Origin of the sequence: Paenibacillus intestini (assembly GCF_030803945.1) — a bacterium.
Classification (GTDB): domain Bacteria; phylum Bacillota; class Bacilli; order Paenibacillales; family Paenibacillaceae; genus Paenibacillus; species Paenibacillus polysaccharolyticus.
On the sequence record NZ_JAURUN010000001.1, the window covers coordinates 423,084 to 449,473 of the forward strand.

At 46.6% G+C, this 26,390-nt stretch carries 20 protein-coding genes; 19 read left to right on the top strand and 1 reads right to left on the bottom strand.

Annotated features, from left to right (window positions below):
* Positions 1–65: 65 nt before the first annotated feature.
* Positions 66–1,298: an aminopeptidase gene (locus J2T16_RS01895; RefSeq protein WP_221789463.1), complete on the bottom strand. Its 1,233-nt coding sequence runs from the start codon at positions 1,296–1,298 to the stop codon at positions 66–68.
* 265 nt (positions 1,299–1,563) lie between these two features.
* On the opposite strand from J2T16_RS01895, the gene J2T16_RS01900 reads away from it, so the two are divergent.
* The 19 genes from J2T16_RS01900 (at position 1,564) to J2T16_RS01990 (ending at position 26,343) form a co-directional block, all read left to right on the top strand.
* Positions 1,564–1,830, top strand: coding sequence for a hypothetical protein (locus J2T16_RS01900; protein ID WP_253494269.1), 267 nt, complete (start codon positions 1,564–1,566; stop codon positions 1,828–1,830).
* Between the two features lie 184 nt (positions 1,831–2,014).
* Entirely contained in the window at positions 2,015–2,824 is an 810-nt protein-coding gene (locus tag J2T16_RS01905) for an MBL fold metallo-hydrolase (protein WP_499017670.1), read from the top strand.
* 205 nt (positions 2,825–3,029) lie between these two features.
* Complete coding sequence (locus tag J2T16_RS01910) at positions 3,030–4,040, top strand: aldose 1-epimerase (protein ID WP_499017671.1); 1,011 nt, start codon at positions 3,030–3,032, stop codon at positions 4,038–4,040.
* Between the two features lie 157 nt (positions 4,041–4,197).
* Entirely contained in the window at positions 4,198–5,586 is a 1,389-nt protein-coding gene (fumC, locus tag J2T16_RS01915) for a class II fumarate hydratase (protein WP_090924818.1), read from the top strand.
* 197 nt (positions 5,587–5,783) lie between these two features.
* On the top strand, positions 5,784–8,552 hold the full coding sequence (locus J2T16_RS01920; protein ID WP_260510969.1) for a CHASE3 domain-containing protein: 2,769 nt from the start codon (positions 5,784–5,786) through the stop codon (positions 8,550–8,552).
* Positions 8,553–8,826: 274 nt separating this feature from the next.
* A complete protein-coding gene (locus J2T16_RS01925; RefSeq protein ID WP_221789466.1) occupies positions 8,827–10,443 on the top strand; it encodes a PucR family transcriptional regulator in 1,617 nt (538 codons plus the stop codon).
* A 311-nt stretch (positions 10,444–10,754) separates the two neighbouring features.
* Positions 10,755–11,264 carry a 2-oxo-4-hydroxy-4-carboxy-5-ureidoimidazoline decarboxylase gene (gene uraD, locus J2T16_RS01930; protein ID WP_221789467.1) on the top strand — a complete coding sequence of 170 codons (510 nt, stop codon included), beginning with the start codon at positions 10,755–10,757 and terminating at the stop codon, positions 11,262–11,264.
* Between the two features lie 42 nt (positions 11,265–11,306).
* Entirely contained in the window at positions 11,307–11,684 is a 378-nt protein-coding gene (uraH, locus tag J2T16_RS01935; protein ID WP_221789468.1) for a hydroxyisourate hydrolase, read from the top strand.
* A 32-nt stretch (positions 11,685–11,716) separates the two neighbouring features.
* The gene (locus J2T16_RS01940) at positions 11,717–13,042 is read left to right on the top strand and encodes a 5'-deoxyadenosine deaminase (RefSeq protein ID WP_221789469.1); all 1,326 of its coding nucleotides are present in this window, start codon (positions 11,717–11,719) and stop codon (positions 13,040–13,042) included.
* Positions 13,043–13,083: 41 nt separating this feature from the next.
* Complete coding sequence (locus J2T16_RS01945) at positions 13,084–14,214, top strand: XdhC family protein (RefSeq protein ID WP_499017672.1); 1,131 nt, start codon at positions 13,084–13,086, stop codon at positions 14,212–14,214.
* On the top strand, positions 14,156–14,806 hold the full coding sequence (locus J2T16_RS01950; RefSeq protein ID WP_154890376.1) for a nucleotidyltransferase family protein: 651 nt from the start codon (positions 14,156–14,158) through the stop codon (positions 14,804–14,806). Before J2T16_RS01945 ends, J2T16_RS01950 begins: the two co-directional genes overlap by 59 nt.
* 77 nt (positions 14,807–14,883) lie before the next feature.
* Positions 14,884–15,834 carry an FAD binding domain-containing protein gene (locus J2T16_RS01955; RefSeq protein ID WP_499017673.1) on the top strand — a complete coding sequence of 317 codons (951 nt, stop codon included), beginning with the start codon at positions 14,884–14,886 and terminating at the stop codon, positions 15,832–15,834.
* A gap of 65 nt (positions 15,835–15,899) precedes the next feature.
* Entirely contained in the window at positions 15,900–18,215 is a 2,316-nt protein-coding gene (gene pucD, locus J2T16_RS01960) for a xanthine dehydrogenase subunit D (RefSeq protein WP_221789475.1), read from the top strand.
* Positions 18,212–18,784, top strand: a complete 573-nt coding sequence (locus J2T16_RS01965) for a (2Fe-2S)-binding protein (protein WP_221789477.1) — start codon at positions 18,212–18,214, stop codon at positions 18,782–18,784. Before pucD ends, J2T16_RS01965 begins: the two co-directional genes overlap by 4 nt.
* A 134-nt stretch (positions 18,785–18,918) precedes the next feature.
* A complete protein-coding gene (locus J2T16_RS01970) occupies positions 18,919–19,311 on the top strand; it encodes a hypothetical protein (protein ID WP_336120104.1) in 393 nt (130 codons plus the stop codon).
* A 285-nt stretch (positions 19,312–19,596) separates the two neighbouring features.
* Entirely contained in the window at positions 19,597–21,921 is a 2,325-nt protein-coding gene (locus J2T16_RS01975) for a glycosyl hydrolase (RefSeq protein ID WP_499017674.1), read from the top strand.
* Between the two features lie 756 nt (positions 21,922–22,677).
* Positions 22,678–23,763, top strand: a complete 1,086-nt coding sequence (gene glpX / locus J2T16_RS01980) for a class II fructose-bisphosphatase (protein ID WP_499017675.1) — start codon at positions 22,678–22,680, stop codon at positions 23,761–23,763.
* A 250-nt stretch (positions 23,764–24,013) separates the two neighbouring features.
* Positions 24,014–25,081, top strand: a complete 1,068-nt coding sequence (locus J2T16_RS01985; protein ID WP_154890370.1) for a LacI family DNA-binding transcriptional regulator — start codon at positions 24,014–24,016, stop codon at positions 25,079–25,081.
* A gap of 89 nt (positions 25,082–25,170) precedes the next feature.
* On the top strand, positions 25,171–26,343 hold the full coding sequence (locus tag J2T16_RS01990) for a Gfo/Idh/MocA family protein (protein ID WP_499017676.1): 1,173 nt from the start codon (positions 25,171–25,173) through the stop codon (positions 26,341–26,343).
* The last annotated feature ends 47 nt before the right edge of the window (positions 26,344–26,390 follow it).

A 26,390-nucleotide genomic window follows, 5' to 3' on the forward strand; every position in this document is an offset into this window, starting at 1 on the left:
AAATATGAGTACAATTCAGACACAGGAAAAGAGAGGAGAAATCTCCTCTCTATGCATGGAGCATATTAGAATGCCCAGTTTCCATTCACGAAGATCGGTTCTTCCGCACCTTCCGAAGTGACACCATTGATGTTCATCTCACCGGAACCAATCATGAAATCAACGTGAGTCAGACTGGAGTTCATGCCATGTTCGATCAACTCTTCCTTAGACATCGTCTTGCCGCCTTCCAGACAGAAAGCATACGCATTTCCGATCGCCAAGTGATTGGATGCATTCTCATCAAACAAGGTATTGTAGAACAGAATGTTCGTATCCGAAATTGGAGATTGATGTGGAACAAGGGCAACTTCACCCAGATAATGTGCACCTTCATCCATTTCGACGAGGTTCTTCAGTGCATCAAGCCCTTGCTCAGCAGTGTAATCAACAATGCGTCCATTCTCAAATGTGAGGGAGAAGCCGTCAATCAGATTGCCACCGTAACTAAGCGGTTTTGTGCTGCGAACAGTACCATTCACACCGGTTTTCAGCGGTGCAGTAAATACTTCCTCTGTAGGCATATTGGCAATAAACACATGTCCTTGCTCGTTTACACTGCCTCCGGATACCCAGATGTGACCTTCTGGAAGTTCGATGGTTAAGTCTGTACCTGGCGCGGTATAGTGAAGTTTTTTATATTTTTTGCTGTTCAGCAGATCTGCGCGGGAGTCAAGGTTCTGCAGGTGAGTTTTCCATTCAGCGACAGCATCTTTTTCACCAATCCGTACCGTTTTGAAAATAACATCCCACAGACGGTCTACTTGCTGCGCTTCAGGCAGATCCGGGAATACTTTAGCAGCCCATTCAGGAGAAGGGACAGCTACGATGGACCAGCTGAATTTATCAGCCATTTGATAGGCACGATATTTCTCCAGCGCTTTGCCGCGCACTTTCTGACTGGTTACGATGCGCTCCTGTGCCACTCCGTTCAGCAGATCCGGATTTTCCGCGATGACATGCAAGATTGCCGCGCCTTCTTCAACAAGCTCTGTCATTTCAGCTGCGAACCATTTTGGTTCGATCGAGAATGCCTCATCCGGCGCCAGATCATAGTGAAGTCGAGTAACCGTTTCGTCACTCCAGTTGACTTTGACCAGTTTTGCACCCGTGTTGTACGCAGCCTTAACGATCAATCGTACAAAATGAGCTGCCGTGATTGGCGCATTTACGACTAACGTTTGTCCAGGGTGGACATTGACACCTACTTTGACAGCCAGTTCAGCATATTGTTGCAGATTTGATTCAAAATTGTTCATGCTATTTTTTCCTCCAATGTGATATGAATATCGTAGCTGGCGGTCTATTATAGTCCTCTTTGAAGTTTATGAGGATTCAGCATAGGGCCTTCATTGAATAATGTATACGTTGCTACGATATATATTGTACAATTAACCAATAATAATTACCAAACAGCTTTGCCAGAAAGTTGGAGAAAAGCACCAAAAGGGAGTTTTTTGGACGCTTGAATCGAAGATTTATTGAAGTGAGGCTTTAAACGAGAGATTAAAGGAGAGTATAAAAGTGAGTATTGAAATTATTCGCGCAGAAATGCGTCGTGAGGATGAAAAAAGTTTCGTAGGTAGCACGGTGTTCAAAACAGATGGTGATAAATCCGTATATGAAATTACGTTTATGAGCAAGAACGGCAAGGACTGGGACTACAGCTTGCACTTCACGGAACAGTCGGGTGATGAGGAAGAGTTGCTGAAAATGGACGAGTTGCTCGAAAATGATGATGATTTGTACAATCAATTGCTGGATGCAGCCTTGGATGCTTACCCGGCTTAATGTAAAGTAAATATTCTTGTTCTATTGTCCGAGTTACCTGACTATACTAGACGGTGTGTGCCCTGGGAAGGGTGTCCGCCGTCTATTTTTATTTCCGAGATTCCGAATAGATATTCCAGAAAAGGGAAGTCTACGAGATGAACTAAACCAGAGAGACAATTCGCCTGATGGGAGGTAACCGTGAATGGCATTTGACAATCTGATTACATCAGGAATGACCAGCGTAGAGGAAGTTGCTCCTGATATTTTGAGCTTGCGTACCCTTTTTGTGAATGTCGTGTTCATTGGAAAACCGGGAAGCAGGAGCTGGGTCCTCGTGGACACAGGAATGTCAAAATTCACGAATCACATTGTTGAGGTGGCAACCGAGCGTTTTCAAGGTCCGCCGTCTGCCATTATTTTAACGCATGGTCATTTTGATCATGTGGGAACGGTAATTGAACTGGAGCAATTCTGGGGAGTGCCGGTGTACGCGCATCCACTTGAAATACCTTATCTCACAGGTTTGAAAAATTATCCTCCAGCAGATCCTTCTGTGGGTGGAGGCCTCATGGCGCAGTTGTCTTTTACGTATCCGAACGAAGCCATTAATCTGGATGATCGGATATTCAGTCTACCCCAAAATCATACGGTGCCCGGCACAAAGGGGTGGAACTGGATTCATACGCCAGGTCATACACCGGGACATATATCCTTGTTCCGCGAAGCAGATCGATTACTGATTGCGGGTGATGCGATTGTCTCGGTCAAACAGGAGTCGCTCTGGAGTGTTCTGCTTCAGGACAAACAGTTACACGGCCCTCCAGCGTATTTTACAACGAATTGGGAGGAAGCACATGAATCGGTTCAGCGTATCAGGCAACTGGAGCCGAGAACGGTTGTGACAGGGCATGGACATGTGTTAAGCGGGGAGATGTTACATGAATCACTCCGGCATCTCGACATGCATTTTGAAGAAGATACGGTACCCAAGCAGGGTAAGTATGTAGAATGAGAAAACATAGACCGTTACTCGTGAGTGAGTTGAAGAGCGATGAAGACCAACAAAGAGTGATCAAGGCAGCTGATCGTACAGCTGTCTTTTTGTTTTGCGCTTGCCTGTTTAATTTGTTCTCGATCTCAGATTGTTCTTTTAGGCGCAATCATGATATAGTCGAGCCGTATAATATAACCTTAGTATGCAGGAGGTACATATAACGATGACACAACAGAATACAGCGTTTGAAGAGCAATTTGGCGGCATTCCCGCGGTATGGCTATGCTTTGGTTCATTTGAAGCGGCGGTGATTCCAAGCGTTGGCGCGAACCTGGTAGCTTTTCGGGATACGGAAAAAGGATACAGCTACCTGCGCGAACCGGATCAGGATCAGATGGATGAATTCATGGCGGCTCCTGCCGTGTACGGTATTCCGATTCTGTCTCCTCCTAATCGATATGAAGACGGTCGTTTCCCTTGGAATGGAAAAGTCTATCAACTACCGATTAATGAACCCGCGACAGGCAACCATTTGCACGGATTTTTGCATGATGTGGCGTGGACGGTTGAGGGATTCGGTTCTAATGATCTGGAGAGTTATGTCACACTCAGCCAAAACATTGGAGAAGGCCATGCTTTTTACAAATATTTGCCGTTCACCTTCAGTGTAACGCTTCGTTACTCTCTGAGCAGTCATGGTCTGCAGCAGCAGTTAATTGTGAACAATACGGGCACAGAATATATGCCGAACCTGTTTGCTTTCCATACAGCGATCAAAGTTCCTTTTGCTCCGGACAGTCAGTCCTCGGATTATACAGCCAAAGTGACGATTGGCCAGCGCCGTGAATTAAACGAGCGTTCGCTACCGACAGGACAATTTCAACCGTTTACACCGGAGGAAGAGCAGCTTAAACAGGGCGGAGTTAGTCCGTTTTTTGCAGCGATGGATAACCACTATACCGCCGAGCCGCAAAATGGCCGCAATTACATGGAACTGACAGATCATCGCACAGGAGACAAACTGGTGTACGATGTAGGCACGTCCTATAAACATTGGATGATCTGGAACAACAATGCCTGCAATGAATTTTTCTGTCCGGAACCACAGATGAATCTGGTTAATGCTCCGAATGTGGAAGGGATTTCCGCAGAAGAGAGTGGTCTCGTTGGATTACAACCAGGTGAACTCTATGAACAAACCAGCCGTTTGTATCCGATTGCTGCTCAAAAATAAAACGGGATAGATTGAACTTGCTTCTGACCTGTTCGTTTTGCGCTACGCTTACAATTTTGTCGAAAAGGTGAAAACCTGTTCGTAAATCATGTATAATATGACGAGATACACAAGCTTTGTAGAGACCCAGACCAACATTTTGGAGGAGGACAAGCAAGTGGAATACCGCATTGAGAGAGATACGTTAGGCGAAATGAAAGTACCAGCCGACAGGCTGTGGGGCGCTCAGACGCAGCGCAGTAAGGAAAATTTCCCTATTGGACGCGAGCATATGCCGATGGAATTGGTGCGAGCTCTCGCCATTTTGAAGAAAAGTGCTGCGGCCAGTAATCATAAATTAGGCAAATTATCAGCGGCGAAAGCAGATGCGATTGCTTATGCTGCTGATGAAATTATTGCAGGACGTATTGATGATCACTTCCCACTCGTGGTATGGCAGACGGGTAGCGGTACTCAATCCAACATGAACGTGAATGAAGTTATTGCTAACCTGGGTAACCAGCTGCTGGAGCAAAAAGGTAAAGAAGAGCGCCTACATCCGAATGATGATGTTAATATGTCGCAAAGCTCCAATGACACCTTCCCAACAGCGCTGCATGTCGCGGGCGTTCTTGCGGTGGAGGATCAGTTGTTGCCAGCGATTGCAGTGTTGAAAGCGACTTTTGCGGAAAAAGTGGAAGCGTTTAAGGATATCATCAAAATTGGACGTACTCACCTTCAGGATGCAACGCCGATTACGCTTGGGCAAGAGATTAGCGGCTGGGAAGCTATGCTGGGTAAGAGTGAACGTATGATCCGCGAAAGCGTAGAGTACATGAAGGAGCTTGCGATTGGGGGTACGGCTGTAGGAACAGGAATTAACGCGCATCCTGACTTCGGTGATCTTACAGCCAAGGAGATTGGTAAGCATACAGGTAAAGATTTCGTATCTGCGCCAAACAAATTCCACGCTCTGACCAGCCATGATGAAGTGGTGTATGCTCACGGTGCAGTAAAAGCGCTTGCAGCGGATATGATGAAAATTGCCAATGACGTACGCTGGCTCGCAAGCGGTCCACGTAGCGGTCTCGGTGAGATTCGTATCCCTGAGAACGAGCCGGGCAGCTCGATTATGCCAGGTAAAGTGAATCCGACACAGAGCGAAGCGATCACGATGGTTGTGACACAAGTGATGGGTAACGATGCGGCGATTGGATTCGCGGCAAGCCAAGGTAATTTTGAACTGAACGTATTCAAACCTGTCATCATTTATAACTTCCTGCAGTCTGTACAGTTGCTCGCTGACTCCATCGTTGCATTTAATGACAAATGTGCTGTGGGTATTGAGCCGAACCTGGATCAGATCAAACACAATCTGGATAACTCGCTTATGCTGGTCACTGCACTCAATCCTCATATTGGATATGAGAATGCAGCTAAAATTGCTAAGCTTGCACATAAAGAAGGTTTGTCCCTGAAGGAAGCTGCGTTACAAACCGGACTTCTTACAGAGGAACAATTCGATCAATATGTAGACCCGGCTAAAATGATTGCACCAAAGGCTTAAACTGATTTTAAACTCCTATATTGTGTCAATTATAAATATCTATGAATAAAGTCCCGGAAAAGCGGCCTGCAAAGCAGGTCGTTTTTCTTATGTAATCACATATTTTTCTTGTCAGCTGATATCTATACATATAAAATACTAATGCAACAGATTTCATGCAACGATTCAGCATTCGTCTATATTTGGAGGGTTTCACGTTGTCTAAAACGAGAAGATTTACGATACGCTCCAAAATTGTATTGGGCTATCTTGTGGTTGTGCTCTTATTTGGTGTAGTACTACTGATCCTTTCGGCCCAAATCGATGTGTTGCAGAAGGAAAATGATTTTATTAGTCATCATGATCTGGACGTACATAATCTGACCAACGCGATTGAGAAAAACGTACTCGATATGGAAACGGGACAGCGCGGGTTCATGCTTACCGGAAAGGAAAGTTATCTGCAACCTTATGATCAAGGTCTTTCCGAGTGGAATACGAATTACGATCAGTTATACGCCTTGATTAGCGATAATCCGGCACAACAGCAAAACTTGCAAAATATTAAATCCCATATCAACCGTTGGATTGAAATTGCTGGTGAACGATCCGTACAGCTCAAGAAGGAAGGCGATCAGGATAAGGTTCTCGCTTTTTTTCAGTCCGATCCGGGGAAAACGGAAATCGATCTGCTTCGCTCCCAGCTGGCTACCTTCCGCAACACCGAAATTTTGCTTACAGAAGCTAGGGTGACGGATTTGGCGAACCGGAGTTCGACTTTGCTGACAATCATGTACACCTTGTGGGGGCTGATTGCAGCACTATCCATCGCCGCGGCTTTCATTGTATCAGGCAACATTGTTAGAACGCTTCAAGAGGTAAAGCACACGATTAGCGATATTTCCAGAGGCGGTAACCTCAAACAGCGGATACGTGTAAGAACACGGGATGAAGTCGCTGATCTCGCACATGAAGCGAATCAACTACTGGATGAAGTGCAGGAGCAAAACCGGGTGAAGGATCAACTTACAGGTGTTGCTACTCTTTTCCAAAACCCTACCACATTAGAAGGTTTATCACGTTTGTTCCTGAGTGAACTTGCAACGATGTTGGAGATTCCGTACAGCGTGTTGTATTACTGGAAGGACAATCGGTTGTTTCGGGTGGCAGCCTATGCAGGAGATGGGGAGAAGGAACGCTCGCTCGGGAAAATATCACTTGCCCCTGGTGAAGGGTTAGTCGGTCAAAGTGCGATTGAGCAGCGGGTGTTACGAATGAATGATTTACCACAGAATTACATTCGCATCTCGTCCGGTCTGGGCCATGCCTCAGCGAGTTCGCTTACCGTTGTACCCATCCTGTTTGAAGGAAAGACCGTTGCTGTCGTAGAACTCGCTTCCATGAAGCCATTAACCGAGAAGGCCATGGAATTGATCAAGGAATTAACGGTCATTTTCGGAGTTTCGCTTCATTCTACAGTTACGCGGATGGAACTACAGCACCTTTACGATGAATCGCAAGTATTGAACGAAGAGTTACAGGCACAATCCGAGAAGTTGCAACTTCAAACCGAGGAGATGCAATCTCAGACAGAAGAATTGCAGATGCAAACGGAAGAGTTATATATGTTAAATGAACGCTTGGAGAGTCAGAAGGGTACGGCTGAGAATGCGGTCCATGAACTTGCAGCAACTGCGCATCAGCTGCGAATCAGTTCGGGATACAAATCCGAATTTTTGGCTAATATGTCGCATGAGCTGCGCACACCTCTGAACAGCATGCTGATTCTGTCCGAGATATTGGCGGAAAACAAACATCATCATTTGAGCAGTGAGGAGCAGAACTATGCAGCCGTTATTCACAGATCGGGCAAAGACTTACTTAACTTGATTAACGATATTCTCGATCTGTCGAAGGTTGAGGCTGGACAGATGGAAGTGGAATTTGATGATGTTTACCTCGACATGTTGCCTGAAGTGATGAATCAGTATTTCTTGAAAACGGCTGAACAGAAAAAAATAGATTTTCGTATTCAGCTACAAGGTCCTCTTCCGGCTACGATTGAAACCGATGAAATGCGGATGCACCAGATTCTTAGAAATCTGCTCTCGAATGCGTTTAAGTTCACCAGCACAGGGGAAGTGGCCCTAACCATTTCTCAGGTGCGTCTGACTGACCCTGAACACGCCGGTCAAGAAACCGAAGTCATTGCTTTTTCCGTTAGTGATACGGGGATCGGTATTGCGGAGGATAAACTTCTCCAGATCTTTGAGGCATTCAAACAGGCTGATGGAGTAACGGCTCGTAAATATGGCGGTACGGGGCTAGGGCTGTCCATTTCTCAATCACTGGCTTCATTACTTGGCGGTTCAATTTCGGCAACGAGCCGATTGGGCCAAGGCAGTGTGTTTACGCTGTTTCTTCCGCTGTATAGAAAAGGTCACGAGGTTCCGCAGGAGGAGCAAAGTTCAAGATTGTTTGTTTATGAGACAGTTGGTGCTACAGCAGAAGAACGTATCAACCCTTCATCACCTCATGTGGAGCCGGAACTGAAGAATATGGAGATTTTGCTAACGCCTTTGGAAGAATCGTTATTCAGGGATCGACAGATTCTTGTCGTGGATGATGACATTCGTAACGTATATGCGCTTGCAAATGCATTGGAGCAATACGGTATGCAAGTGACCTCTGCTCAGAATGGAACGGAATGTCTGGAGCTGTTAGAGCAGGGAGGTCTCAGACCGGATGTTATTCTTATGGATATCATGATGCCAGAACTGGATGGATATGAAACCACCCGTCGGATTCGAGAGAAACTCGGTCTGACCCAGATTCCCATCATTGCACTCACAGCAAAAGCGATGAAAGAAGACCGGGAAAAATGTATCGCTGCCGGAGCCACGGATTACCTCAGTAAACCGTTGAATATCAAAGATGTGTTATCCCGTATGAAATTATGGATGAGTCACGAAAAGATGGAAATTTGAACGAATCCGCATTGCCGGGTTTAATGCTAAGCATAAAATGCCTATTTCAAATGTTTCAAACCTATGCCCATGACAGCATGATGATGCTGCCTTGAGGACATAGGTTTATTTTTTTCTCATGTAAGTTTCTTTATGGAAATTGATGTTATAATACTTAACAAACAATTAAAGGTTCTCTATTTTTCATTTCGAAATCGGTGGGATTATGAAGCCTAAAGGTCATTGTAAACGATTTGTTTACACAAATGTGTTAAATATATGGGAGGTCATGTCCATGCAGCTTACCGTTAAAGAAGCTTTGCAGGTATACCCGCTGTCTGAAGCCAAATTGATTGCGGGCCGGGAAGGGACTTCACGGATGATGAAGTCAGTCAACGTCATGGACGCTCCTGATATTGCAGATTGGATCAAATCTGGAGAAATGTTGTTTACGACCGCTTTTATGATCAAAGATAGTGAAACAGATACGCTTCGTTTAATGCAACGGCTGAATGAACGTGGATGCGCGGGAATCGGCATCAAGCTTGGACGATTCTGGGATTCGATTCCCCAAGGCATAGTAGAGGAAGCGAATCGACTTCGGCTACCGCTTTTGGAGCTTCCGTTCCAATTCACTTTCTCTGACCAGATGAACGCCTTGTTTAAAGCGGAACATGAACGTAGCCATCGGCTCCTGCACGAAGTTGTGCAAAAACAAAAGAAACTAATGCAGTTCGCTTTACAGCAACAACATCATCGCAATGTGTTTGCCGAAATGTCCACGATCCTCAATTATTCGATTGCCGTTATCGGCTCCCGCGGACATGTGCTCTATGCGAACGATGACGTGATGTCGGACAATGCAGTCACGCAAGGCTGGCCCTGGAAATCAGTCATGCACCGGGTAAAATGGAATCAGGGGAGCTGTCACCGAGTCCCGATTCAACAAAAGGACGAAGAACTGGGTTTCCTGCTGGTGTACACGGATTCTGCCTTGTCTCTACGAGCGGAGGAGGAACTGTTCCAGCAAGCTGCGGATGTGCTCGCCTTTTACATGGATATGACCTACCGTGAGCATATCAATCCAACCGTTCAGGATGAAATGCGGACCTTGCTGACCCAATATATGGAGCAGAAATTGACCATACAGGAGCTCATGACTTTGAGCGAAAATAAAGGAGTGCACCTTTTTCAAGAGACGTATCAGTGTGTGTTAACTACGCTCGAACCCAATGCCTTTGTCGAGGGGAAACTACTCAAACAGATTCATCGTGAGTTGCAGTACAATCCCCTTATGCAATTTACAGCTTCCCAGCATTTTCAGATGAATGAAGGCATACTATCCATCTACAGTTGTCCGACCGGGCGTGATTATGGCGAGGAGTTGTCCGCCTTTCTTTTAAATCGATTTGGCGATGTGCTTATGGCTCAAGAAGCCAAAGGTGCGCCAGGTCCTCGTTTCTGGATAAGCAAAATGAAACATGAGCCAACTTCACTACGTGAAGCATACCAAGAGTGTCTGGATACGCGTCAGTTAGCCCGAAGGCTCGGCATGAAGGATCGGGCACTACAATTTGAAATGTTGGAATTTGCGTATGTATTTCAGCATGTGCCGGAACAAATGATGGAGAACTATTGTCATAAAGTGCTCGAACCTTTGCATGCCAGAGACGGTGATCCCAATCAGGTACTGATGAGTACGCTAGAGTCTTTTATTGAAAATGACGGATTAATTAATGAAGCCGCCAAACAGTTGTATGTGCATCGCAATACGGTAACTTATCGTATGGAGAAGATCGGCAGTCTGTTGCAAATGGATTTCAAAAAGACGAATGATCTGCTCAAATTAAAGCTGGTCTTTACCTTCCGTAAATTCGTGCGAGATAAAGCGCCTGTAAGACTTCGTACGTAATCACTGCTGCTCGTATGATTGGTGTGCTCATGTGATCATGTGTTCTTGTGTTTATAATGCTCGTGATATGAGTGAGACTTAGAGTGTTGGCCATAATTTATATTAAAATTGATTAAACCGCACTTCCTTCATTGGTGAGTGCGGTTTTTTGACATACATAGCAAGTGTAAAAAGGGGGATTCCGTGCGCGGATAACAATTCATTTGTTTGATGTTATGTTATTTTACAAAATCACGTAAATAATATTGCTGTATTCTGAGTCAGTGAATAGAATGAGGAACAATAATTAAATAGAGACCGGAGGTTATCACATGGATGATCTTATACATCTCGTTAACGGCTGGTCTGATCAACGGTTTATGAAAGAATTTGGCTCGTTATTTGAAGAGTCTGCTTGGATTGCAGAGCGTGCTGCCGGTCTTCGGCCTTTTGGTTCATGGGAAGAGATGATGCAGGTTATGACGAAACAAGTTCTTGACTCGGAGTATAAAGAGAAGCTGGAACTGCTCCGAAAGCATCCGGATTTGGGTGCTCGGATTAGTATGAGTACCAGCTCGGTTCGGGAGCAGGCTGGTGCTGGCCTGGATTCATTAACACCGGAACAATATAACGAGCTAAAGCAGTTGAATGAGAGGTATACAAAGCAATTTGGCTTTCCGTTCATTTTAGCGGTGAAGGGCCATACGAAGGGATCTATTTCTGATTCCATAAGACAACGTCTAGAGAGAAGCGAGCAAGAAGAATTCGTAACGGCATTAAATGAAGTGTTTAAAATTGCTACAATCCGTTTGCAACAATGGATGACCGAGCGTGCAAAGTGATCTGAAGAAAAAGGATAAACATAGATCGAAGGTGAATGCCTGATGCAGCCGAATGCTGGCCGGATTACTACACATGTACTGGATACATCTAAGGGTGCTCCTGCTGTAGGAGTGAGAATTGAACTCTATTTTATAAAATGGTCAGGAAACGAGTGGAATGCCCTGAAGATGGCAGAATCATTGACCAATTCGGATGGACGTTTGAATGCACCATTGCTACATGAAGGGAAGCTGGAAGTGGGCGAATATGAACTGCGTTTTGATGTGAAACGCTATTTTGCACAAGATGCTCAAACGGATGTCACACATGTGTTGTGGACCGAAGTCGCTATTCGTTTTGCCGTAAGAGATACCGGAGGCCATTATCATATCCCTTTGTTGATAGCACCGGGGGGATACAGCACGTACCGGGGAAGCTGAAGATAAGACAGGACGGGATAGGGGAGATGGGGATGGGAACGATTCTACTCAAAGGCGCGCAATTGGTCACGATGAATACAGAAGAGGAAGTATTTACGGGAGATCTTCTCATCGAAGATAACAAAATCAAAGAAATGGCGGTGCATATCGATGAGAACTTGGCAGATCAAGTCATTGATGCGCGAGGGAAGGTGTTACTGCCGGGGTTTATCCAGACCCACATCCATCTATGCCAGACGTTGTTTCGTGGACGTGCAGACGATATGGAACTAATGGATTGGCTTCGCAAGCGAATCTGGCCGTTAGAAGCGGCACATGATGAAGAATCGGTGTATTACTCGGCAATGCTTGGACTGGGCGAATTGATCTCTAGCGGCACAACAACCATTCTGGATATGGAGACCGTGAACCATACGGAATCGGCTTTTCAAGCGATGGCCCAGAGTGGCATCCGGGTTATCTCAGGCAAGGTGATGATGGATCATGGTGATGAGGTTCCTGAGCCTCTGCGTGAGAATACGGCGGATTCGCTGCAGCAGAGTGTTGATTTGTTAGAAAAATGGAACGGATTCGGTGGAGGCCGCATTCAATATGCGTTTTGTCCAAGGTTTGTTGTCTCCTGCACAGAACAATTGCTTACGGAAGTACGTGACCTCTCGAATAAATATCACGTCAAAGTGCACACCCATGCTTCCGAGAATCGTGGAGAGATTGAACTGGTCGAACGCGAGAGAGGTATGCGTAACATCGTCTATCTTGATCACATCGGCCTGGCTACTCCCAGATTGGTTCTTGCGCATTGTGTGTGGCTGAGTGAAGAAGAGAAGGAGATTATTCGTAAACGTGGTGTCAAAGTAACCCATTGTCCCGGATCCAACATGAAACTTTCTTCGGGAATCGCGGATATCCCTGACCTGTTGAACCGGCAGATCGCAGTGGGAATCGGTGCAGACGGTGCGCCATGTAATAACAATCTGGATATGTTTCAGGAGATGCGTATGACAGCACTGATCCAGAAGGTGCCGCACGGGCCGACGGTGATGGATGCCAGAACCGTGTTACACATGGCAACGATGGGCGGGGCGGAAGTGTTGGGGCTATCCAGAGAGATAGGCAGTCTTGAAGTCGGCAAAAAGGCAGATATGATCCTGCTTGACCTTGATGATTTTCATACGTACCCGTCCTATGAGACCGACATTTACTCCCGTATCGTGTATTCGGCTACCCGTAGCTGTGTGGAAACGGTCATCATTGATGGCAGTATTGTGCTGAACAATCGTAAAATACAAACTATTGACCGCAGCATCGTATTACGAGAGTCAGATAAATGCATTGCACGGCTAATGAAACGGTTATAACAGAAACGTTGAAAGGCAAATAGTAAAGAGGGGGCGGCCCTATGGAGATGCATGATCTGTGTGTCATTGCCCTTCGTGAAACCCGGAGTGTACTTGCTACTGCGATTAAAGTGGAGGGGCATGCCTATCGCAAACAAGGGGTTTCTATGCTAATAACGGAAGACGGCAGGCTGTTCGGTAGTATCAGTCCGGGTTGTCTGGAGAGTGACCTGCAAGCCAGGGTGAGCCGCGTGCTGGAGACGCAACAACTTGAGCTGGCTTCCTACGATATGAGGCCTGAAGACGACTTGTCCTGGGGCGAAACGATTGGTTGCGGAGGCCTTGTAGTTGTTCTGCTTGAACCGATCTGTGGTGAGCTGAATGACATAATGAAACAGATGCAACGATGTTTGGATGCGGCCATAGCGGTTTCTCTTCTCCGGTCGTTTAATGAAGATTACACTAACATTACGTATCGTTGCTCGAAGATCGAATCAGTCAAGTCAGCCGAGCCAGGACAAGAGCAATATTTAACTGCAAATGAACAACCTGATTGTTTCGAAAATGATTTGTCGTTGTCCTGTCCTCCTGATCTGGAGGTTAGGAATAATCCTTGGAATCTTCCTCAACATTTTACTTCGCTATATACGCCCAAACCACGTTTGATTATCATTGGCGCCGGAAATGATGTTGTACCGGTCGCCGGACTGTCTCAATCCGCTGGATTCCGTATCGTTATCACAGATTGGAGAGCACCCTTGTGTACGCCAGAACGATTTCCAGATGCGGAACTCGTGCACGGTTTTCCTCAGGAAGTTTTCCCGCAGCTGAACATCAATGAACATGACTATCTCATCCTAATGAGTCATCAATTCCCCCGTGAACGAGAATGGATAGCGTTATTAGACAACACCAACTATGCATATCTCGGCATTATGGGTTCACGTACCCGAACAGCTCGTTTGTTCGACGGGATGCCACCATTACATCACGTGCATAGTCCAGTTGGATTGTCCATTGGTGCAGATGGGCCAGAGGAGATCGCGATCAGTATTGTTGCAGAGTTGATTGCGGTAAGACGTAAGGGAACGGCTGTTAAATCTGCGTTAGTAACCGAAAAAAGGAGCGGTGCTTATGCAAACGACAGGTATCGTTCTGGCGGCTGGCAAGAGCAGCAGACTTGGGCGAGATAAACTATCGGTTATGATGCCGGATGGAAGAGCACTGGCGGCATGGACACTGGAGGCCGCTCTGAATTCCCGGTTGGATCACATCATCTGTGTGGTCAAACCAGAGGATAGTCTTGAATGGTTACCTTCCAAATGGCACAAGGCATTCTCTTACACATATAATCCCGACAAAAGATTGCGTATGGTATTATGTAACGATTTTGCTGGTGGTATGGCAAACTCCATTCGTTGCGGTATATTGACGGCGATGGAATACAAGCCGAAGGGGGTCCTGATGCTGATGGCAGACCAGCCCCTTATAACGACAGAGAATATTAATCATGTCACCGCAGTACTGGATTCTAATCCGCTGTCTGATTATGTTGCGGGTACGGACAATGAGGGGAGTAAACCCCCGGTTGCTTTTCGCTCACATATGTTCGGCCCGCTTCTGTCCCTACACGGAGATGAAGGGGCACGAAAAATGCTCCGAAACCCTAAATACCAAGGTGTACAGGTGTCTTTAGGGCGAGAGAGTTTCTGGGACGCTGATACGGAGTTGCAAGTGCAACAAATTCTGAAATATGCAGAAGAACGGATGTGGAGGGAAGCCTGAAAACAACGCGACTCTGTACGAACACAGCAAGACGATTGGGAAGGTAGAGGAAACGGAGAAATAAAGGAGGGAGAGCCATGGTACTGCCGGGATACGGCTCAGGTGCACAGCCCTCGGTGTGGCAGCCAGATACGTTACAAGAACTACAAAATATTAGGGAACAGATTGAAGGAACACGGTGTTACGTTGCTGGAGGCACGTTATTGCGAACACAATGGGAGGCTTCATCAAAAATTTTACCAGAACATTTGGTTAGTTTGGCTTGCATTCCCGAGATCAGTGGAATCTCGATGCAAGGGGATGAGATTGTGATTGGAGCCATGACCCGATTGAGGGAATGTGCAACAGACCCTTTGCTAAGCTGGTTTCCTATTTTGCATCAGGCTATCTTGGCTATAGCGGCCCCTTCTGTTCGAAATCTGGCGACGATTGGCGGAAATATTGCTTCCGGGATAGGGGATTCATTACCGGCGCTACTTGTGTATGATGCTGAGCTTCACTTGCTGACCTGTCGTGGTATGGAGACGCAGCACGTGGCGTTATGGCTTGAAAATGGACGTGATAACAAGCTGAATGCAGATGATGTATTAATCTCCATTCATATTCCGTTCAGGAACGCTACAGTAAATCTATCGTGCTCTGATCCAGAGCAGTACGTATACGAGACCGAGCAATCCATACCTGAACGAAATCATCAATTCTCCTTTTATCGTAAATTAGGCCGAAGAGAGGCATTTACTGCCTCGCTTGTCACGGTAGCTTTTCACGGGGAGATTAGCCCGGAGGACGGACGATGGACACAGGTTGCGATAGCTGCTGGTGGCGGCTCGGGTATAGCCGTGAGGTTAACCGAAACGGAGCACTGGCTTCGATCAGGAAAAGCAGATGCTTCTCAAGCCGCCGGGCTTGCAACCCAGGCTACTGCTGAATTTGTATCCTATACGGATGCTTTTGCCACTGAACTCTACAGAAGACAGTCGGCAGGGAATATGCTTGGGGCCGGACTTTGGCAGGCTTTTCATCCATAGGCAACTAAGCTGTCTGCAAATCAGAACTGGACTTAAAAAAGGAGCTACGAAAGGGGAGGAACACCATGTTGCTTAACCGGAAACAGAGTGGAAATCGCTGGCATATGCGGCCGGATGGTCCTCCTAAGGTCACGGGACAATTGCAGTATCTAACGGATATGTCCTTGCCTAACATGGTCTATGGAAAAGTGCTGCGAAGTGCTTATCCGTATGCGCGGCTACGGTCTGTTGATATATCGGAAGCGGAAGCCATGGAGGGTGTATATGCGGTGTTAACGGCCAAAGACGTACCTGGACTCAACCGTTTTGGTATTGCGACCCCGGATCAGCCCGTCTTCTGTGAAGATGTTGTTCGTTATGTAGGCGATGCGATTGCCGCGGTTGCGGCCGACTCACCTGAACGAGCCTTGCTCGCCATAGAAGCTATTCGTGTAAAGTATGAGGAGATTGAGCCACTGGATAGCACGGCTGCCGCACTGGCTCCTGGGGCGCCTGAACTGCATCCACATGGTCCAGGCAATGTGCTGCATCGTACAGAGATCAAACGCGGAGATGCCCAGCAAGCTTTTGATTCTTGTGCACATATCGTAACTGAGACTTATTATACGCCACGACAAATGCATGCATATATGGAGACAGAGGGAGGGCTGTTTGCACCTGACGAGATGGGTCGTCTTCATGTCTATGCGGCAACACAGCATGGGTATAAGGATCGTATGCAACTCGCACGTATTATTGGCTGCCCGGAAGAACACATTCGGGTGGTATCTTCACCTATTGGCGGTTCGTTTGGCGGAAAAGATGAATTGAACGTGCAACCTTATGGTGCACTGCTCGCGTTAAAATGCGGCCGCCCTGTTAAAATGCACAATTCGCGTAAAGAATCCGTTCGGGCTGGTTTGAAGCGTCATCCGATGAAGATTGAGATGCAAACGGGTATAAGCCGTGAGGGGATTTTGCAGGCACATCGGGTTCGTATTACGGCAGATACCGGTGCATATGCAACACTTGGAGCACCCGTATTAAACTTCTGTACCGAGCATTGTATGGGGCCGTATATGATTCCGCATGTGGATGTAGAAGGGGTATCTGTGTATACAAACAATGGATTATCCGGGGAGTTTCGCGGATTCGGAGGCAATCAGGCGATCTTTGCAATGGAAGGTCAGATGGATCGTTTGGCACAGCTCATAGATATGGACCCCTGGGAGTTTCGGCGGCGTAATCTGAGGCAGAAGCATGATCCCGGTCCCTTGAACCAGCGTATTCTGCCCACGGATGGATTATATCAAGTATGGGAGGCGCTGGACCGCTCGGAGCTATGGCAGAAGCATCTTCATCCTCCGGTGGAAGCGTCACTTCCTCCATGGATCAAACGAGGAGTAGGGGCGGCTATCGCGATGCATGGCGCCGGGCTTGGTTATGGCATTCCGGATCCGGCTGGTGGACGCTTGTCGCTGAATGCGGAGGGCAAGATCGAAGTGGCTTTTAGCTACGAGGAGTTCGGGCAAGGCCTTGTGGCCACGCTAGAGATCATGCTCTGTGATCTCTTCCAGTGTCACCCATCGGACCTGAGCATTGTCATTGGGGATACAGACCGCGTGCCCCATAGTGGCTCGAGTACGGCATCCCGTTCGACCACGATGGCCTGGATGGCTTTGCAACGCTTGCAGCACCCGTTCCGTGCAAAGCTACTTAAAGTTGCATCACAGTTTTCTGGGATTTCGGCAGAGCAACTCATGATAGGACGTGAGGGAATATGGATAAAATCACAGGATTCCTCTTCAACCTCTGCCCCCCGCTTAGTCGTCGCTTATACGGATCTTGTAAAGCAGGGTGAAGCGCAGGAATGGATTTTTGACACCACTTTTCATTACCCCACGACGCCTGACAATGTGATGGGCGGTCATTACCTTTACACGTATGCCGCAGTTGCTGCAGAGGTGGAGGTCAATACGCTGACGGGCGAAACCAAACTTTTGGATACAAGGCATATTGTAGCCGCAGGACCGGTGATCAATCCGATGGGTTATATAGGGCAGATTGAAGGTGGCAGTGTGATGGCACTTGGATTTACGTTAACCGAGGATGCCGTCATGGAGCAGAGCCGCTACGTTACGGCGAATCTGGACACGTATTTAATTCCGACGATCAAGGATATTCACTCGAATTTAGAAGTAGAGGCAATTGAAGAGTTACCTGAAGGAGATGCATTCGGACCCAGAGGCATTGGCGAGATTGGTTCCGTTGCACTTGCACCTGCGATTACTGCAGCTATTCATCAGGCAACAGGCGTATGGGTAACTCAGCTCCCCGTGCCGCGCGAGCAACTCAGTCAGGGGATAAATGTTCTTTTGCCAGAAGGAGTGAAGCCATCATGAAGAATCAGCCTCTTGAACAGACATGGAGTGCTAGAGTGAATGGGCAATTAAAAGAACTGTCCGTTTCTCCTGAAACACGGCTTGTCGATATCCTTCGGAATCGCTTAGAGCTGACGGGAACGAAGGTTTCTTGTGAGGTCGGACGATGCGGTGCATGTATGATTCTCATGAATGGAGAGCCGGTTAATGCCTGCCTTGTGATGGCGTATCAAAGTGAGGGAAGCGACATTACAACCATTGAAGGACTTCATGGTGAGAAAGAGGGAGAGCTACATCCCATTCAACAAGCCTTCGTGGAAGAAGGCGGGTTTCAGTGTGGATACTGCACTCCAGGGATGATTATTTCAACCAAGGCTTTGCTGGACGCATGTCCACATCCTTCTCTGGAGCAGATTGAAACCGGATTATGTGGTAATCTCTGTCGCTGTACAGGCTATGGCGGGATTATACGCGCGGTAAACAAGGCAAGTGAGCGTTGCGCAGTTAAAGGAACGGTTGGAACAGTGGTAAAAGAAAATGTAAACAGATCAGCGGTTAACTTTGTACAAACAGATGGTGCTGAAACCTGATGATCCGAAGCGGTAGCACGATTTAAGCTTTGTACAAAATTATGGTAATATTAAGAATAATAGAGAATTTCCTGCGAGTGGAGATCAAGTGCTGCCCGTGGAAAGTTCTTATTTTTTTGTGTGGGAGGATTATGATGAAGAAAAAGCATTTGTTTCTCGGTACCGTGTTAAGTCTGCTTGTGATCATGTTGCTTGCAAATTACATTGAGAATAATGAGGCCGTCGTAAATACGAGCCAGGTTGTCGAAAGTTATGGGGGAGATCGCGGAATGTACAAAGCAACGGTAACGTTTGATATGATTCCAGCGAAAAAAGCAAGCAACGTAAAAGTTATGGTTGTATACCCTAACGATACGATCGAATATCATGATGTGTCGTCACCTGATGGTCACTACCTTTTGGACATAACGAAAAACGTGGAAGAGTTCGCCTTGGACAAAAGTAAAGGCACATCACCCGAATTCCTGATTACTTGGATATCAGGGAATAAAAAAAGAATAAGCTATGTTTATTCAGGTGTCAGATGAATGAAGAGCTTAGTTACATAAGCATGACTAGATTGTGAAAAACATAGTGTTTTTAAATGTAAATTTAAGCGTTTTCGGAATGTGAGTTTGTAAAGTTTTATTGGGATAGAATAATTATTTTTTCTTGATACATATAGTGATGACTGATCTATATAACCATATATTTACAATTTTATCCACTCATGATATGTTTACATATGAAAGCGCCATCATGATTGGGGTTATGCACATTTCGCTCTCACATTTCAGATGGAAAGGGAGATGGCAATGAAGGTCCGAATGGAGATGGGAACGAAGAATGGATGGAGGGAGAGGATTCAAAAAGCATTGGCAATCATGCTGGTCAGTACCTTGTTGTTGGGTATGCTGGCATTGCCTGCACCTGCGCAAGCGGATGCCCCGCTACTTACGATTGAAGGTGAAGATGCACAATTAACCTCGGATTTGCAAGTGGTAACTCAGATTTACGGACAGCCGAAGCCAGGTTACTCGGGAAGCGGATTTGTCTGGATGCAGGGATCGGGAACGATCACATTAGATGTAACCGTTCCCGAAACGGGGATGTACAGTATTTCCACCCGTTATATGCAGGAGCTTAGTATGGACGGCAGACTTCAATACTTGGCAGTGAACGGGGTAACGAAAGGTTCTTACATGCTTCCCTATACGACAACATGGTCGGATTATGATTTTGGTTTTCACAAATTAAACAAGGGAAGCAACACAATTCAACTGAAGGCTGGTTGGGGTTATGCATATTTTGATACGTTCACGGTGGACTATGCCGATCTTGATCCATTGAATGTGCAGCCTGTGCTCACGGATTCTCAGGCTACACCAGAAACGCAGCTTTTAATGAATTATTTAACGGAGGTATACGGACACAAGATCATATCGGGACAACAGGAGATCTATGGAGGAGGGAATGACGGGAATTCTGAGCTGGAGTTTGAGTGGATACATGATCTGACGGGTAAATATCCGGCTATCCGGGGATTTGATTTTATGAACTACAACCCGCTGTATGGCTGGGAAGATGGTACAACTGATCGGTTGATCGATTGGGTGAATAACCGCGGAGGCATTGCAACCGCATCTTGGCATATCAATGTGCCGCGTAACTTTACTACGTATCAGCTTGGCGATTTTGTCGATTGGAAAGAGGCGACCTACAAACCAACCGAAACGAATTTTGATACCGCAAAAGCTGTCATTCCTGGTACGAAGGAGTATCAGTATGTGATGATGACGATTGAAGACCTGGCGGAGCAACTGCAGATATTACAGGATAATGATGTGCCGGTTATTTTCCGTCCTTACCATGAAGCAGAAGGAAACGGCGGATTGAACGGAGAGGGAGCTTGGTTCTGGTGGGCTTCTGCTGGAGCAGATGTGTATAAGAAGCTTTGGGATATGATCTACACCGAGCTGACCGAAACATATGACCTGCATAACCTGATCTGGACTTACAACAGCTACGTATACAGTACTTCACCAGCTTGGTATCCGGGGGATGATCAGGTAGATCTTGTGGGCTTTGACAAATACAATACGATCTACAATCGTTACGATGGATTATCCGGTGTGCCTAACGAGGATGCCATCACGTCCACATTTTATCAGCTGGTGAACTTGACCAATGGCAAAAAAATGGTGGCAATGACAGAGAACGATACTGTTCCAAGCGTGAAAAATCTGACAGAGGAAAAAGCGGGCTGGCTTTATTTCCTTCCGTGGTACGGCGAGCATCTGATGAGCGAAGCGTTCAACTATGCTGCCACATTAAAAACGCTCTATCAAAGCGATTATGTCATTACTCTGGATGAGTTGCCGGATCTGAAGGCGAACCAGCCCAATCCAAGTGCGGTCATCTCACCCGGAAGTGCAACCTTTGATAAGGCAACAAGTCATGCGCAGGATATTACGATTTCGCTCACCTTGAACGGACATCAACTTACGGGCATCTCAAAGGGAGGCGTGAATCTGGCTTCCGGCCAGCATTATACGGCGTCTGAATCAACAGTGGTGCTGAAGCAAGCCTATCTTACAACACTACCTCTCGGGCAAACGAGTCTGACTTTTCATTTCGATCAGGGTAAAGATGCCGTTCTTAAATTGAATGTAGTCGACAGTTCCGTTGTTGTTGTACCACCCGACAGCAAGCTAACGATTCAGGCGTATAACGGCAATACGAGTGCTTCGACGAACGGGATCGCTCCCAAGTTCAAGCTGATTAATTCCGGGAATACGGCTATTCATCTCAGCGATGTAAAGGTGCGGTACTATTATACGATTGATGGTGAGCAAGCACAGACCTTCTGGTCCGATTGGGCAAGTGTAGGAAGTGCCAACGTTACCAGTACCTTCGTCAAGCTGGACACACCAGTAACTGGCGCTGACTATTATGTTGAACTGGGGTTCACTAGTAACGCCGGAGTGCTGAATCCGGGTGAAAGTGCAGAGCTACAAGCTCGGTTTTCTAAAAATAACTGGTCTAATTACAATCAGTCCGATGATTATTCTTTCATGGCAACGGGGAATCAATATGCTAATCACAGCAAAATAACCGGGTACGTAAGTGATCAGTTGGTATGGGGTGTGGAACCTTAATCGAAAACAAGCAAGACCGGGGCAGTTTCTTGTTGAACTGATCCGGTCTTGTTTTGTTATGCGTAGGGAAGGAGGCGTATGGATAAAAATCCGAGACTTAAGGGAGTTATGTTTTATTTTAGAAAGTTATACTTTTGGTAGTATATGTAATATACATGAGTATAATGACGAATTTTTACCATAATAATTATTATGTAAACTTATATTTTTCGATATCCTTTATAGATGACATCTATGGTATTAGGGAATGCTAAAGTCCTGATTAATACTAAAATTCACTCTTTTATGAACTGGATTCAGACACAGAAGAGACACTCCATTGCAGTGAACAAATTCCATTTTATTTGAAACTTTTATACACCAGATTGTTTCCCGAAAATCGTTTTCGATTCTACTGAAAATGAGCAGGTCAATCATCTGACCTATTGGCTCAAATGACAGTCAGAGCTAGGGTTACAACACTCCATAAGTGTAGAATAGCAACACTAATCTCCTAAGGATACAGGAGAGAAGAAAACGATAATTAAAATTGGGAAAAATATTAATGTTTTAATACAAAAAAAAGGAAGCTATACGCGCTATAAGCCTACCCCTAAATCAAGTTAAATTAACTTGTCTAATAAATAGAAAAATAAGGGAAATGCCAGAGAAAAGCTGATGCTACGCTATTTATAGATTGATTTGATATGGATTTGCGATAGATTTTCAGATGACCTTCACGTTATGCTGTGGGAAATCAGAAAGGAAGTGGCAACCATGGAACGCGAACTGGCGTTGGAAATTGTCCGAGTAACAGAATTGGCGGCTTTAGCTTCAGCTCCTTGGATGGGAAGAGGCGACAAGAATAGTGCAGACGAAGCGGCTACTTTAGCCATGCGTGCCATGTTCGATTCCGTGTCCATTCGAGGCACGGTCGTGATTGGGGAAGGGGAGATGGATGAAGCCCCAATGTTGTACATCGGTGAACAAGTCGGCAATGCGGAGGGACCGGAGGTTGATGTCGCTGTTGATCCTCTGGAAGGTACAGAGATTGTGGCTAAAGGGCTGAACAATGCATTATCGGTCATTGCGGTGGCGGGAAAAGGAAATCTGCTTCACGCTCCGGACATGTATATGGAGAAACTGGCTGTTGGTCCTGCGCTGGTAGGCAAAGTCTGCATTGAAGATCCAATTGAGGTGACCTTGGAAAAAGCGGCTGTTGCTCTAAATAAAAATATCTCCGATCTCACGGTCATGATCCTTGATCGAGTAAGGCATGAGAGCACGATTAAAACGCTTCGCAAAGTCGGCGTGCGGATCAAATTCCTTAGTGACGGCGACGTTGCGGGAGCGATGGCTCCAGCTTTCCCGGAAGCGGGTATTGATCTGTATGTTGGATCAGGTGGTGCCCCTGAAGGCGTGCTGGCTGCAGCAGCCTTGTCCTGCCTCGGAGGCGAGATTCAAGGCCGTTTGATGCCAGCCAATGCAGATGAATTCCAGCGTTGCTTGCAGATGGGAATTGATAACCCATACAAAGTGTTGACGATGGAAGACATGATCGGTACAGAGGACGTTATTTTTGCCGCAACGGGAGTAACGCCTGGTGAAATTCTTGGCGGCGTGCGTTATCTTGCAGATGACCGGGCGGAGACAGATTCGATTGTCATGCGTGCCAAAACGAAAACCATTCGTTTTATTCGTTCCCTGCATTTCCTGCCGAACAAAGAGGTACTGCATAAGGTTCGTAAGCTTCAGGCTTCCTGCGAGCCATCAGATCGCATGATCCGGAAATTGACTAAAGAGATGGAACAGGCTGAATTCAGTCAGTCTGCCAAAGAAGCAAGCGTAATTACAAATGGTTAAAATGTTTACTTCATCTATATATTAAATTCATAGTGCGTATATATTAAGTTCATAGAACAAATCTGTGCGCTACATTATTGACAAGTAAGAATGAGGAAAAAAGGTGAATCCTGAATTCCTCATTCTTTTTGTTGTTTTTGCATTGACAACGGTTACATGGCATGAGAAAATGTACGCGCGTACATAAATGAATGTTCTCGATAATTTTTTGATTTATACGTGCACATTTCATCTGAAGGAGGTGACGGACATGGCTTCTCGTAGAGAAGTCGCTGAGCTAGCGGGGGTATCCGAAGCGACGGTGTCCAGAGTTTTAAACGGCGTTGGACCCATCAGGGAAGAGACTCGCCGCAGGGTACTTGAAGCATCCGAGCGGCTAGGCTATGTACCGAGTGCACTTGCTCGTAGCTTCGCCAGAAGTAAGAGCGGCAATTTGGGCGTTGTGTTGCCATATGTTCCGAAGGCGCATCTGTTTTCAGCCTATTTTTTCTCGGAAATGTTAAGTGGTATCGGAAGCAAAGCGAGAGACAACGGCCTTGATCTGCTCGTCATGTTTCAAACCGCAGGTGAGGTTATGAATTATACCGATTTGTTCCGTAGACAGAAAATTGATGCCTGTATCATTCTTGGTGCGAGACATGATCAGGATGAGCTGGCGGCCATGCAGCAACTGGATCGGGAAGGGCATCCGTTCTGCGTTATGAATCAGCATTTTGCGAATGAGTCATTCATGGAAGTGGATGCTGATCATGTAGAGGGAAGCAGGCTTGCTATACGTCATCTTACCGATCAGGGACATCGTAGAATCGCCTTTTTGAATGGACCCGACAGCTATTCGAACAGTCAGGATCGATTGGAGGGCGTGCGATTGGGGCTGCATGAGGCGGGCATGGAGCTGGATTCTAGTCTGTTATTTGAAGGCAACTACAGCAGGCGGAGTGGCATTGAGGCGTCAGCCTCTATAGCTGATCGTTTGCATGAGATTGATGCCGTGTTCGCAGCGAATGATCGGATGGCTATAGGTGTAATGCATGGCTTGCGGGAACGAGGAGTACGTACTCAGGATTTCCCGGCATTTGTTGGTTATGATGACTCGGATGCGGCCGAGATGGCTGTTCCCGCGCTGAGCAGCGTCAGGGTTCCCTTTTTCGAGATGGGGGAGCTTGCTGTGTCCAAGCTGATGCAAGGTACGAGTGGCATAGCGGATGCAAGAGATTCGAAAGGGTATCATTCTACAGTATCTTTTGACTCGTTACGAACCCTTTTACCCACAGAATTGATTATTCGTGCTTCTTCCAACCGTCATGTTGAAGAGTAGAGCCAAGCAGATCCGTTAGTTACCTTCTATGAAATGGTACTTTCATTCTATACCCATGTTTTTTCATTCTATTAAGGGAGGAAATGATTATGTCAAAACGTCTTCGTGTAGGAATGGTTGGATACAAATTTATGGGGAAGGCCCATAGTAATGCCTATCGCAGTCTGCCCATGTTTTTCCCATCTGCACCGCTACAGCCTGAAATGTCAGTCATATGCGGTCGCAATGAGCAGGGAGTTCAGGCGGCGGCAGACCAGTTTGGATGGTCGGAGAGTGTTACGGATTGGCGTGAACTGGTCAAACGGGATGACATCGACCTCATTGACATCAATGCTCCAAGTGATGCTCATAAGGAAATTGCGCTGGAGGCAGCACGTCAAGGCAAGCACTTGTTCTGCGAAAAGCCACTCGCGCTTTCGCTAGCTGACTCCCGCGAGATGCTTCAGGCTGCAGAAGATGCAGGTATAACCCATATGGTCGGGTTTAACTATCGTTTCTCCCCAGCCGTGCAGCTTGCGAAGGATCTGATCGAAAGTGGACGTTTGGGCAAAATCTATCATTTCCGTGCGTTTTTCCTTCAGGATTGGATTCTGGACCCGAACTTCCCACTCGTATGGCGTCTGCAAAAAGAAGTCGCAGGTTCCGGTTCACACGGTGATCTCGGTGCTCACTTAATTGACCTCGCTCGTTTCCTCGTTGGTGAATTCCAGGAGGTTATTGGCATGAGTGAAACGTTCATCAAAGAACGTCCGCTCGCTTCCGAGATGACGGGTCTTAGTGCCAAAGGCAGTTCAAGTGCAGATGCACCTAAAGGTGAGGTAACAGTGGATGACGCCACGTTGTTCCTGGCGAGATTCGCAGGTGGGGCGCTTGGCAGTTTCGAAGCGACTCGATTCGCTGCCGGACATCGTAGCACGAACTCTTTTGAGATTAACGGTAGCTTGGGCAGTGTGCGTTTTGACTTTGAACGTATGAATGAACTGGAAGTCTACTTCACGAAGGATGATGAAGATGTGCAGGGCTTCCGCCGCGTGCTGGCTACCGATCCTGCGCATAAATATGCCGAGGCTTGGTGGCCTGCGGGACATACGATTGGTTTTGAACACACATTCACACATGAAATGTTGGAACTTGTAACCGCTATTTCAGAAGGCCGTCAGCCGTCGCCAAACTTCCATGATGGAGTTGCCTGCCAAGCAGTACTCGAAGCCGTAGAACGTTCGGTAACGGAGCGTCGCTGGGTAACTCTTGAAGAGATGTAACGATGTGATAACGAGCTTTAGTCCGATTCCGATTTTCAGATCCAAGG